This is a genomic window from Anaerotignum sp., assembly GCF_031981185.1.
Lineage (GTDB): Bacteria > Bacillota > Clostridia > Lachnospirales > Anaerotignaceae > Chakrabartyella.
Genome location: NZ_DALYUL010000004.1, coordinates 40112 through 52887, shown reverse-complemented (window position 1 = coordinate 52887; position 12776 = coordinate 40112). Strand labels below are relative to the sequence as shown.

10 protein-coding genes are annotated in these 12776 nt (G+C 38.9%); all 10 read right to left on the bottom strand.

The genetic code is table 11. The features are described from left to right. Positions 1-563: 563 nt before the first annotated feature. Entirely contained in the window at positions 564-1808 is a 1245-nt protein-coding gene (gene yfmH / locus RTK36_RS03115; RefSeq protein ID WP_312044241.1) for an EF-P 5-aminopentanol modification-associated protein YfmH, read from the bottom strand. Beyond that, the gene (gene yfmF, locus RTK36_RS03110; protein WP_312044239.1) at positions 1795-3054 is read right to left on the bottom strand and encodes an EF-P 5-aminopentanol modification-associated protein YfmF; all 1260 of its coding nucleotides are present in this window, start codon (positions 3052-3054) and stop codon (positions 1795-1797) included. The genes yfmH and yfmF overlap by 14 nt, the downstream gene beginning before the upstream one ends. 391 nt (positions 3055-3445) lie before the next feature. Further along, positions 3446-5143: a sensor domain-containing diguanylate cyclase gene (locus RTK36_RS03105; protein ID WP_312044237.1), complete on the bottom strand. Its 1698-nt coding sequence runs from the start codon at positions 5141-5143 to the stop codon at positions 3446-3448. Between the two features lie 150 nt (positions 5144-5293). After that, positions 5294-6571: a GTPase ObgE gene (obgE, locus tag RTK36_RS03100; protein WP_312044235.1), complete on the bottom strand. Its 1278-nt coding sequence runs from the start codon at positions 6569-6571 to the stop codon at positions 5294-5296. Positions 6572-6848: 277 nt separating this feature from the next. Continuing rightward, a complete protein-coding gene (rpmA, locus tag RTK36_RS03095) occupies positions 6849-7139 on the bottom strand; it encodes a 50S ribosomal protein L27 (protein ID WP_066047280.1) in 291 nt (96 codons plus the stop codon). A 3-nt stretch (positions 7140-7142) separates the two neighbouring features. Further along, positions 7143-7475 (bottom strand): ribosomal-processing cysteine protease Prp, encoded by a 333-nt coding sequence (locus RTK36_RS03090; protein ID WP_066047277.1) that lies wholly within the window; start codon positions 7473-7475, stop codon positions 7143-7145. 2 nt (positions 7476-7477) lie between these two features. After that, positions 7478-7783, bottom strand: coding sequence for a 50S ribosomal protein L21 (rplU, locus tag RTK36_RS03085; protein WP_312044233.1), 306 nt, complete (start codon positions 7781-7783; stop codon positions 7478-7480). A gap of 128 nt (positions 7784-7911) precedes the next feature. Continuing rightward, positions 7912-10677: a tetratricopeptide repeat protein gene (locus RTK36_RS03080; protein ID WP_312044231.1), complete on the bottom strand. Its 2766-nt coding sequence runs from the start codon at positions 10675-10677 to the stop codon at positions 7912-7914. A 14-nt stretch (positions 10678-10691) separates the two neighbouring features. Next, entirely contained in the window at positions 10692-11309 is a 618-nt protein-coding gene (locus RTK36_RS03075; RefSeq protein ID WP_312044228.1) for a RecX family transcriptional regulator, read from the bottom strand. Between the two features lie 270 nt (positions 11310-11579). After that, the gene (recA, locus tag RTK36_RS03070; protein ID WP_312044225.1) at positions 11580-12740 is read right to left on the bottom strand and encodes a recombinase RecA; all 1161 of its coding nucleotides are present in this window, start codon (positions 12738-12740) and stop codon (positions 11580-11582) included. Between the last annotated feature and the right edge of the window lie 36 nt (positions 12741-12776).

Genomic DNA, 12776 nt, shown 5'->3' with positions numbered 1-12776 from the left:
AACCTCTTTTCCAAAAATTGTAAACGCAACTCTGTTTAGGTGATTTATTTCTATCCCCAAATGAGGAAACCATATTTCAGGCATAAGCCAACCTACCTTTCTCTTTCAATCTATTAAAAACTTATCATTTCTTGTCTTCTTAATCAAAATACCTTTTATTTCATTCTAACCAATTCTTCTTATTATTATAGTAGTGATGTGCAAGGGTTTTTTGAAATGTAGACTTAACGGGTAATTTTCTACTATAGTATTACTTATTGACCCGTTTAGAAAAAATCATACCACATTGAGCCCTGTAACTCAATGAATTCTTTCATAAAACCGTTTATCCTTCCTAAAATGCAATCACGTACAAATTGCAGTTGTTTGTATGTATTTCATATAAAAACACAGAAGCCGTTAAGGCTTCTGTGTTTAAGTCTTTAACAAATTCCTTTTATAAAAGTCCTATTCTTCAAGCTGTTTTCAATATAACATTTCTCCAACTCAATCAAGTCTGTCACATTCATATTTGCCCAGCTTTATAAACATAACCATCTTTTACAGAAATAACGTATTTCTTCCTACCGTATCACAGAAAGAACCATCTTGTCTTTTGCAAAAGCTTTACATAACAGTTCAGCTTCACTCTTTTTCACAGTTTTTAAATATCGAAACACTTGTCCTGCTGAACAATCCGCCATGGCCCACTCAATTTGTCCCAATACCATGCCGGATACCGACTGATTGCGCCGAATAAAGCGACCAATCTGTTTCTTGCGTATTCTGCGGAAATCTTCCTCCTCAATTCCCTCCTGGCAAAGAACCTCCAAATGCTGCAAAAGAAGCTCACTCACTTCTTTTCCTCTTTCACCTACGCCGGAAAAAGCGCAAAAGGCATAACCTTCACCACTGAAATAGGCATTCCCTAATGGTTCATCCAAATATTTTTTGTAATATGCCTCCTGATAAAAAGCGCTGCTTTCACCAGCTAAAATTTCAAGCAGAATACCCATTAGAATCCGTTGTTTTATTGGTTCTTTATCTACAGGTGTCATTTTAAAACCAATCTGAAAAATTGGTCTACTAATGCCTAGTTTTCCCTCCACATAGCTTTCTTTCACATTCTCCGGTTCTCTTTCAAATAAGGGTTTCTCACCAGGATTTTTCTTTTTCATCATGCTGGCGGTTTCAATAATTTTCGGCACCCGAATATCGCCGGCACAAATCAAGCTAAACCGCTCTGGCGTATACATACATTCGTAGGCCTGTTGCAGCACATTATGATCAATTTTCTCCATTGCTTTTGCATCTCCGGCAATGGGAATGCGAATAGGATGATGATGATACATCCCTTGCAAAAGCTGATAATACACTCGCCAATCGGGATTATCGTCATACATGGTAATTTCACTTTGTATAATGCTTTTTTCCTGCTCTGTTTCTTCCTTTAAGAAATAAGGGTTTTGTACAAAGCTGAGTAACAACCTCAAGTTTTCGAAAAAATTTTCCTGACAACTAAAATAATATACCGTTTTCTCAGCATCGGTAAAAGCATTGGCAGAAGCCCCCTGCTTGCTAAATGTTGCAAAAGCATCTCCCCATTTTTGGCGGAACAACCTATGCTCAATAAAATGTGCCGTTCCTTCAGGAAAGCGTAGAGGATTTTCTTGATTCTTACCATTGCAGGCTAAAAAATCAGAACCCGCTTTCACCACAATCGCCGCCATCTTCTCTTCGTAATCTGGCATAGGGAAAAAATAGCAATCCATTCCAGAAGAAGTTTTCACCCAAGCTGTGCCGTTTTTATCTATTTCATTTTCCCTCATTTTTTGCCACCTCCTGACCGCTCAACAAATAAATGGCTTTCAATACGGCTTTGTTAGCCATACGGCTTACCTCTTCCGCTGTCACATTCTGAATGCGGCGCAAAAAGGGCTCAAGACCTCGCTCCCCTTCACCCAAAACCTGTTCCACAGAAAAATCCGCCATTGCCCAAGGCTGATCAGCGATGGTACCATACTGCCTTAATAGAGCAGTCTTTGCTTGCTCTAACTTTTTTTCTTCCACAGCTTCTTCGCCAAGCTTTTCCAACTCCTGAAGAATTCCCTTTGCGGACTTTTTAGCATCCTGTACCTTAATCCCTGTTTGCACAAATAAAAGTCCTGTTAATGGATAAGGAAAAGATTTGATGTCATAACAAAGACCGTCCCGCTCTCTTAAATTTTGAAAAAGCAATGAATCAGGATCACCACCAAAAAGCTGATTTAGTACTAGCATTGTGCCATAGCTCCGCTTGCCCCATACTGCCTTGGTATCAAAAGCCAATAAAAGCCTTGCCTGTTCCATAGGTGTATGCTCTCTTACAAAAACAGGCTCTTGTCTAGTGGCCACTTCAACCTCTCTTAAGCTCTCCAAAGGTTCTCCACCCTGAAAAATCTTACGAAAAACTGTTAGCTTCTTTTTTTCTCCCCTATCACCACAAAAAAATATTTTAACCGGTGCATGCTCAACAATTTTGGAGTAATAGTCATATAATATTTTCCCATCAATTTCATCCAAATCCTCTTCATAACCATCGGCTGAAATTTCAAGGGGCGTTCCCTTTGCTGCCTCCTGTAAGCATCTCCTACGGGCATATTCTTGTTTGTCATCCTTTAACGCCGCTAGTTTTCTTGCCATTATTTCCTTTCGCCGGTTTACAACGGCCACAGGGAATCCAAGATGATCCCCCAAAGGTTCTGATGAAAGTGCCTTTAGAAATCCAATTGCCGTATCTGTTTCTACTGCCTTTGCTGTTTCCAATGAGAAAACCAATAATTGTTTTTCCCCCTTTTTTACAATAGAGATATCCCACAAAGCACCATACATTTCTTCAGCGGCAATGGCAATTCTACGGGCATCAGGATAAGCCTTGCATCCCTCACGCAGTACCTCTGCCAGCAAAGCAGTTTTTGTAGCAGTTTCTCGTCTTAAAGGCAACTCAAAAAAAAGTAAAAACAGATTTGTTTTAAACTTTTTACCATCCAACCAAAAAATTCTGCATCTTGGCGTATTTCTCTCCAAGGTATACATTTTATCACCTCATTTACTTCATTTTGGATTATTGTTTCCCAAAGAAGTAAAAATAACTCTATGCAAATTGAGAATTCTTACTCCCAAGATATGAATTTTTACCAATTTCTTATTACCTACAAACTAATCTGTTTCACACGAGACTTTCCTATCATGAGCTTTCTATTTTTAGCAACATTAATTAGAAAAAAAGTGTCGACTATGTCGACACTTCTGCTTATAGAATGAAAAAAATTTTGCTTATATCATCATAACATCATAGAGTCCGTTGTTATTCGTCAGATACACTATTAATTGCGGTTATATTTTGCTTCATTATTCTTTGCCATAAGCAACATTACCGTGATTTGTTATAAAACAAAGGACTTAAGTATCATAACAATGATTCATCTCAGAGAACCTCATGGGAACCTCTTTTGTTTAACTTCTTTTGATAATACTGGATTTTGTTTTTATACATAATTTGATCCGCTTCCTGCATTAAATGATGAACCATTTCTTTTGTAACCTTGACATCCCTCACGGTTTGGCTACCGCAGGAAATAGAAATGGGGCCATGTTCAAAATTTTTCAATTTTTCAGTAGTCCTCTGCAACCTTTGCTGACACTCTTCATTGCTTAACTCTGTTTCGGTCATCAATACCACAAATTCATCCCCACCCAAGCGGTACCATGCATCATTTTCCTCCGGAAATGCTTCCTTTATGCTTTTTGCCGCCTCGCATAAGAGTCTATCTCCAGCACCATGACCGCTTTTATCATTTACGGGCTTAAGCCCATTTACATCCATTAAGATAACCGTTAAGTTTTTGCAAACTTCGCCTTTCTCCTCTAAACTCTCTATACATTTCTCCAGAGCTACACGATTAGGCAAATGGGTTAAAACATCTCTTAAAGCCAATTCTTTATATACCCGATTTTCAATCTCAACCTCAACATAACACAGAACCTTCTTTGCGCAAATCCAAACAATAATAATGATAAAAGCCAAAACACCATAACGAAAAAATCTTGCATTGTCCAGAGGTGCAAAGAAGAAAAATCGCAACACATCCATCATATAGAAGCTTAAAAATACAATTGTAGCAATCAAAAATCCGGCAATATAATAAGATTTTTCCTTTGTATATTCCCCAATAGAGATTCCAATTAAAACAAAGATTGTAAACAGTAGTAGAATATATGTAATGGACATCATCTGAATATATTGATAAATGCCTACAAAATTAATTATATTCTGAAGCAAAAAATTAAAGGTGGCTACACCGGCCAATCGATATAAAAACTTTTTGTAACGCACCAGAACATCACTAAAAAAAATAGGTATCATAATGGGTAATAGCATGAAAGAATTAAAAGAAAGATAGGCCAATAAAATATCATTACGAATGCACATATGAACCACTTCGGAATTTGCTATAGACCAAATACTGCTCAGCAACATCAGTATGGACGTATGTGCAAGTATTTCAACCTTTTCTCCATGCCCTATTTTTTCTCTAAGAAACATAGCAAAGCACAATGTGGTAAAAAAAAGCATTATTCCCGAAAAAACCAAAGATGACAGTCCCGCACGCAAGGATTCCAACATCAAACCGGACTCTGTTCCCATAGAAAAACTGGGAAGGTGAAGACCAATGGTTTTCATAGGGGATTGAAAAGCAACCTTGATTTCCTTCCCTGCATCCTTTTCCTCTAAATCCACAATGCAAAGAACATTGGTGTTCATCCTTCGCCCCTGTTGGGGCAGCAATCCTTGATATGTGTAACGTTCTTCACCATTAATTTTGACTTGAACATCTTGAAATCTATTTTCAAAGGCCAAAATAGAATTATCATTTATTTTTTCCGGCAGTTGTCTAAAAATCACTGCACCGTCAGATACCATAACAAATTCCTGAGGTAACTCTTCTATGGGATACAGGGCACCTCTAAGCTTAAGTGTCCATCCCTCCTTGAGCTCTGACAGCTCACCTCGCTTTGATTGGCTTGACCCATAGTGAAAAAATCCGACTGCGTCAACGCATACAAAAATAAGCACCGTTATCTCTACCATATAAAGTATGTATAATAAAATTTTTTTACACATGAGTAACTCTCCTTATCATTATACCTTCATTATATATGGTTTCTTTAAAAAATGTTTAAAAACAGGATAATTTCCTTGGAAAACATTCCTTTCTTTATCGACAAAAAAAACCCTACAGAAGCCTAAGCTCCGTAGGGTTTTTAATAAATTTTATTTCCAGAATTCAAATTCTAAATCGTAAATACGAACGGTCTGACCCTGTTCGATTCCTTTTTCTTCCAAGGCTTCAATAATGCCTTTTTCTTTCAAATATTTCTGGAAGAAAGCAAAACCTTTTTCCGTATCAATATTGGTATAGCCAATCATTTTTTCTACACCAACACCCGTTACCACAAAGTATCCATCCTCTACCTCTTCAATGGTAAATGGATCGATATCCACAGCAACCTCATCATATTCTTCATATTCCTCGGCAAAAATAATATCCTCGGGATACTCCTTCAAAATCTTGGCAACAGCTGTCAAAAGCTCGTCTAGTCCTTTGTTCGTTGCAGCAGAGATGGGATATACTTTATAGCCTTCTTTTTCATAGGCTTCCTTCAAGCGTTCCACATTTTCCGCCGCTTCCGGAATATCCGTCTTATTCGCTGCAATCACCTGAGGGCGCTTTAATAATTGGGGATTATATTCTTCCAACTCATGATTAATCTTACGAATATTTTCAACAGGATCATCCCCTTCTACTCCTGCCGCATCCACAACATGGATAAAAACCTTAGTTCTTTCCACATGGCGCAAAAATTCATGACCTAAGCCCACACCCTCACTGGCACCTTCAACCAGCCCAGGAATATCAGCCAATACAAAGCTATCACCAAATCTACCCTGCACGACACCCAAATTGGGAGAAAGGGTTGTAAAATGATAGTTGGCAATTTTAGGGTTTGCATTTGTTACCATAGAAAGCAATGTGGATTTTCCTACATTGGGGAAACCAATCAGTCCAACATCTGCAATCAATTTCAATTCTAAAATAATATCGTATTCCTTTGCAATACGTCCTCTTTCCGCATATCTTGGTGCTTGTCTGGTAGGGGTTGCAAAGTGCTGATTACCCTTTCCACCCTTTCCGCCGAAAATCATGGTCTTTTCCTCACCAGCTTTGCTGATATCCGCCATAACCTTGCCACTTTGTGCCTCACGAATAACAGTACCCACGGGCACGCGAACAATGATATCCTGACCATCTTTTCCGAAACAGTTTCTTTTTTCGCCATCGCCACCATTTTGCGCTTTAAAAACCCTTTTATAGCGAAAATCAACCAACGTGTTCATTCCTTCGTCGCCCACAAAAATGACACTGCCGCCTCTACCGCCGTCGCCGCCGTCGGGACCACCGTGAGTGATATATTTCGCTCTGAAAAAAGAAACCATGCCGTTTCCGCCGTTTCCACCCTTAATATGAATCTTGACTCTATCTACAAACATTTTTTCACCTCTTTATAATTACCTCAAAATGCCTATTCCAAGGTCTCTGTCTTACGCCAAAAAGCTCTTTCATTTTTAATTAGAGTTTATGAATTAAAAATATTATTTTACTATGATTAACTTCTACGAAAAGGAATACCAGCAAAGGCAGCTCACGGTTCAATAAAATTTTATACTCTTCCATTACCTAACAAGCTTCACCTTTTTCCCAAAAAGCAATTATTTTGCTTTTCACGAAAAAAGCTTCAAATGGTATCATTTGAAGCCTTCGCAATTCTTATTCAGCGATTTCGATAGGATAAACAGAAACCTGTTTCTTATCTCTGCCTTTTCTTTCATACTTCACACGGCCATCAACCAAGGCAAATAAAGTGTCATTGCCACCTTTGCCAACGTTTGTACCAGGGTGAATTTTTGTGCCTCTTTGTGTGTATAAGATATTACCAGCCAAAACAAACTGACCATCTGCACGTTTTGCGCCAAGTCTTTTTGCATTTGAGTCACGACCGTTCTTTGTGGAACCGCCGCCCTTATGATGCGCGAAGAACTGAAGGTTTAATCTGAACATCACTTACACCTCCTTATCAATCAAAGTAAAATACCGTTTATATTCCGTTTCTATTGCTGACAATCCCATCTCCAGCGTTTGCAATAAAAGCTGGGTATCGTGGTCTGCCATACCCTCTAAAGGGAAAAGGACTTTGAGAAAACCGCCGTTTTTTTCATCCGCTTCACAGCGAAATGGAATTTCCGTAAATTGCTCAATGGCATTTATGGTATTCAACGTCAGTACAGATACAGCGGAACATACAATGTCCCTACCGCTTTTGGCATACTCTGCATGTCCGGTTAGCTCAACTCCGCAGATTTTTCCGTCTTTACGATAAATAATAGCTCTTATCATAATTAGATAGATTTGATCTGTAATTTCGTGAAAGGCTGTCTATGGCCTCTTTTTTTGTGAAAGCCTTTTTTGGATTTGTACTTATAAACAATAACCTTTTTTTCCTTGCCATCACCAATTACAGAAGCTGTAACAGCAGCACCCTCAACATAAGGAGCACCAACTTTAACGTCACCGTCTTTTGCCAAAACAAGAACCTTGCCGAATGTAAAATCCTGACCAGCTTCAACGCCTAACTTTTCAACTGTGATGACATCACCTTCAGCTACCTTATACTGCTTACCACCTGTTTCAATAATTGCGTACATATGAACACCTCCTCGCAATTTACTCGCCGAATACGGTAACCAAAGCCATTCTTTGATTTTGAAACCTCTTCGTGCGGCTGAACATACTTCATAATAGTATCACAGCAAAAAAACCATGTCAACAAAAACTATTCTAATTCATGCCCATTTTTTACGGAAAAATAAGCTTTGCTGTCGCCGCTTTTCCATAAAAGCTCACGCAAAAGCTGAATACCTTCCTTGGTCATGCATTTTTTACCATTTAAACTTTCTCCATAAGACAACTTCAATGCTTCCAAAGCTTTTTCTTCCAATCCACCCATAGCATATAGTCTTCCAACTTTATCACAAACTTTGCCAAAACTTTCTGTTGTTATTCCATTTTTCCCTGCCAAGATCAAAACATGATCTAGCATTGTCTCGCCTTCTTGAATGTTTCCAATTTGAATATGAAGACTTGCAACCCGCAGAAGCATTTTACTGAATCTTTCCGTTTCTCCTTCTCGGTTTCTGATTGAAACAGCTAACACATAATAAAGTTCCATGGCTTCCTTATGTCTTTCAAAAGCAGTTAAAATTTTTCCCATTTTTATAATCCGATTGTCTCTTGAGGCGCATTCCGGCAAATTTAACTCTTTATAAAGCTGGTTCCACGAATGATAAAAGCCCAAAGCCGTTGTCATTTCACCTTTTTTGTAGAAATAATCTCCGATATGACCCAGAACACGGCAATTCTCCCATGAGTGCGTATCGCCATATTCTGCAATATATTCTTTGGCATTTACAAATTTTTGCAGTGCTTTTTCTTCGTCTCCATATAGTAAAAGTACCTCTCCCAGACGAATACAGGTCCTTGCATAATACGAAGGATTAGCATACTTTTCCGCCAGAGTATACCAAAAGATAGCCTCATTTTTTTGACCAAGACGCTGATGCATCTCCCCCAAGGAAAACACCGCAAATGCCATTTCCCTATTTTCAAAATTACCTTTGGCTTTGCTTATTTCATAAAGCTGCCTCATAAAAGCAATGGCATCTTCAAGGCTTTTCCGCTCACTGTCCCGCATACGCCTTCTCACCGGCTTATTGGTAGGGATCCAAGCATTTTTTCCTTCTCCATATATTTCCTTTAATTGAAGATATCTTTCATTGGGCATTAAGCCACTTTGAATCAATCTCTCTTCTGCTTTAATTGCATATTTTCTCGCATTTTCTTTATCTCCAAGTTTGAAACAGCAATTTCCCATGGCCAAAAGAGTACATGCGGCAACTCTCTGCTCTTCAGGTGTTTCCTCAAAATTCATATCATTGCGCTCTTTGTAAAGCTGCAAAGCATAGCTAAAGTCACCCTTACAAAGGCAAATCTCCGCAAATGCCTCCAAGGTCTCAATATAAATTGGGTTGTCACCATCCAAAGTTTCCCTTTGCAACCTTAGGGCTTCCTCTAAATATTTCCCCGCCGAAGCCAAATCACCCGATTTTTGGTATGCAATCCCTAAATTTCTTAGAACTTCACCATATTCAGAATGTCGTTTTCCCAAAGCATTTCTTGCAATTTCTTCCATTTCCAGGCAAATTAACACCGCTTTGGTATATTCTTCCTGTTTCTGGCGAACCTGCACAATGGCATTCATCAGTGAAATTACGATTTTTTTATTTTCATAGGAAAGAATTTTATTTATTTCAAGGGCTTTTTCGTATAGAAATGCCGCTGCTTCATAAGAACCATGTTGCTCAAAAATACAAGCAAACTCAAACCACAACTGTGCATGTAGACTCTGATTTTCATCGGAATCCTTTTCCAAAATATCCAAAGCCTGTTTATAGAAGGTAAGTGCCTGCATACAGTCTTCCTTTTTTGCCATGATCTTGCCCATTTGCACATAACTCTTTACTCTCGTATTCTGTGATTCATATGCCTCTCTTAATGCAAAGGTTTTCCTACCAATCTCCAAGGCTTTTGTAAAGTCCTTCATTCCACAATAATCCAAAGATATTTTATCTAGAAAATCAAAATATAGTAGATGATTTTGTCCGAATTTTTTCTCTATGATCTCCATTCCTGAAGTATGTAATTGTAAGGATTTCTCAAATTGACTGTCCTTATAGTATAAACTGGCCAGATAGCTCAAATAATTCAGATAATCTAAATGACCTTGCTGAAACATTTGCCTGTGCACCTCAACGGCACGCTCACAATATTCCACGGCAAGGCCTATAAGTTCCGCCTTTTCACATACAAAAGTTAAGGCGATGGCATTATTTAAGTAGGCTATGTTTTGGCTGCCCAGTTTTTTTTCCACTATATCCAACGCAACTTCATAGTTATAAATTGCCTTTTTATAATTCCCCATTTTGTCATAACATCGGCCCATAGAGGAATGAATATCCGCCAAATCTATTATTTGCAAAGAACGGCAATTCAAACTTCTCTCCAACGCCTGTCCATGGCTTTCAATGGCTTTTTCATACTGTTTCAGGCTTTCATAACAATTTCCTATGTTGTACAACGTATGAATATAATCCTTATGCGATTGTCCCAGCCTACGTCCTCGCACTTTAAGGACCTGCATATGGGTTTTTAAGGCCTCTTCATGTCTATCCAAATTGCTATAGACAATGGCTAAATTATTCATTGTATCTGCATATCCCCGAGACTCGCCTCTATTCACTTTTTTGAGTTCTGCCCCTCTACCATAATATTCTGCTGCTTTCTCATAGTAACCCAGCTCATCGAAAATAACGGCAACATTATGAAAGTCTTCTCCCAAATCAGATTGGGCTTCGTCTCCGCTTTTCTTATAAAGCTCTAATAAATGTTCCCCAAGAAACAAAGCCCTTTTGTAATCGCCCTCTTTATATGACTCCACTAAGTTTTTTCGCAGCTCTCTTATCTCAGCTAAATAAGACTTCATGATCCACACCCTGCCTATTGTTGATTCATTTCCTCAAAAGCATCCTTTATTACTCCATAGGAGTAACCTTTCCGTTGCAAAAAACCATATAATTGCTTCTTTTTTTTCTCGTCAGGTGGCCACTGACCTCTTGTTTTTTTCTCTAGCCATCTCACTGCATCTTTTGTCTCACAAAAATCCGTTTGCTCTAAAACTTCTTCACAAATTTCCTCAGAGACTCCCCTCTGAATTAGTTCCATTCGCAATGCGTAAGCCCCCCTTGGACTTAAATGCAAGCGATCCTTTATATATCGATTGGCATACTCTCTATCATCGGTATATTGATACTTATTCAAAAAAACCATTACCTCTTCAATAATTTCTTCGGAAAAATCACTATCCATGAGTTTTTGCCTTACTTCTTTTTCTGTGCGCAACTTGTACCCGATAAAATGTAATGCCTTGTTCTGGGCCTGAATATAAATCAGGTTCCTCTGAATAAAGGCCACCGTTTTTTCGGGTATTTCCCCGCCTTCTTTAATATGAAAATATTCCATATCACCCATGGAGAGGGCAAATACATATTCTCCGTCAACAAAAATATTGTATTTAGAGGGATCTCTTTTCTGAGGTGTAATTCTTGTCACAAGCATTGAACTTTCTCCTTATTTCTTCATTATAGCACATTTTTTTACCTTTCACTATCACAATTCAGCATAAAATGGATTCAGTTTTCGACAGTGATTTTCTAAAGATCATTCATCAAGTTTTCCTTTTTGCCCATAAAAAAAACCCGCTTCTTGCATGGAAAGGTCTTTCCTTCGCAATATACGGGCTTTTACATTTTTTTAAAACCTTCCAAAGAGGCAATAATGAAGAGCCCTATTTTGAAAGTCATTTTAGAGTGTTTTAATAAAACTCGCTTACTCTAAATCTAATTCTTCTATTCCAGACCCATTTTCTTCCCCATCTAAAACACCTTGCACTTTCGGCGATTTGCCATCGTTTCCAGCCGAGAGACTTCCGTCTACTCCCGGTCTAGACCCGTCAGACGTAGAAAACAGACCGTAATGCTCCCTTACTGCATTCTCCACCTCTAGACAAATATCTGGATGCTCCTGCAAAAATTGCTTTGCATTCTCCCTGCCCTGACCAATTCTTGTCTCCTTATAGGAAAACCATGAACCGCTTTTGTTAATAATGCTTACCTCAGCGGCCAAGTCTAAAATGTCCCCATACTTGGAAATTCCCTGACCGTAAATAATATCAAACTCTGCCGTTTTAAATGGTGGCGCCACTTTATTTTTTGCAACCTTAACTCTAACTCTGTTACCGATCAGCTCAGTTCCTTGTTTCAGTACGTCTGCCTTTCTGATGTCGATACGTACGGAAGCATAAAATTTAAGCGCCCGGCCACCTGTGGTTGTTTCAGGACTGCCATAAATTACACCGATTTTTTCTCTTAACTGGTTGATAAAAACCACGGTGCATTTGGATTTATTCGTAATACCCGTCAGTTTTCTTAATGCCTGACTCATCAATCTGGCTTGCAAGCCCACATGAGATTCGCCCATTTCTCCTTCAATTTCAGCCTTAGGAACCAGTGCCGCAACAGAATCCACAATCACAATATCAATGGCGCCACAGCGTACCATGGTTTCCGCAATTTCCAAAGCCTGCTCACCGTTATCAGGCTGGGAGATATACAATTCATCAATATTAACACCCAAAGCCTTAGCATAAACAGGGTCCATTGCATGCTCGGCATCTATATAACCTGCAATTCCCCCTCTTTTTTGCACCTCTGCAACCATATGAAGGGCAACGGTTGTTTTACCCGAAGATTCAGGGCCGTAAATCTCTATAATTCTGCCCTTTGGTATACCGCCAACTCCCAGAGCAACATCCAAGCTTAAAGAACCAGTGGGGGTTACCTCCACATTCATCTGGCGACTGCTGTCACCCAGCTTCATCACAGCACCCTTGCCAAATTGTTTTTCAATATAGCCCAACGCCGCTGACAGCGCCTTATCCTTATCTTCAAATCTGATATCATCTTTTTTTGAATCATCTTTTTTTGCCAATTGATCTTCACCCTCCCTAACAAAACGAACTAATGT

Coding starts and splice junctions, on each gene's coding strand:
- yfmH (WP_312044241.1), bottom strand. CDS start 1,808: ATGAGGGAAAATGAAATAGATAAAAACGGCACAGCTTGGGTGAAAACT.
- yfmF (WP_312044239.1), bottom strand. CDS start 3,054: ATGTATACCTTGGAGAGAAATACGCCAAGATGCAGAATTTTTTGGTTG.
- RTK36_RS03105 (WP_312044237.1), bottom strand. CDS start 5,143: ATGTGTAAAAAAATTTTATTATACATACTTTATATGGTAGAGATAACG.
- obgE (WP_312044235.1), bottom strand. CDS start 6,571: ATGTTTGTAGATAGAGTCAAGATTCATATTAAGGGTGGAAACGGCGGA.
- rpmA (WP_066047280.1), bottom strand. CDS start 7,139: ATGTTCAGATTAAACCTTCAGTTCTTCGCGCATCATAAGGGCGGCGGT.
- RTK36_RS03090 (WP_066047277.1), bottom strand. CDS start 7,475: ATGATAAGAGCTATTATTTATCGTAAAGACGGAAAAATCTGCGGAGTT.
- rplU (WP_312044233.1), bottom strand. CDS start 7,783: ATGTACGCAATTATTGAAACAGGTGGTAAGCAGTATAAGGTAGCTGAA.
- RTK36_RS03080 (WP_312044231.1), bottom strand. CDS start 10,677: ATGAAGTCTTATTTAGCTGAGATAAGAGAGCTGCGAAAAAACTTAGTG.
- RTK36_RS03075 (WP_312044228.1), bottom strand. CDS start 11,309: ATGCTTGTGACAAGAATTACACCTCAGAAAAGAGATCCCTCTAAATAC.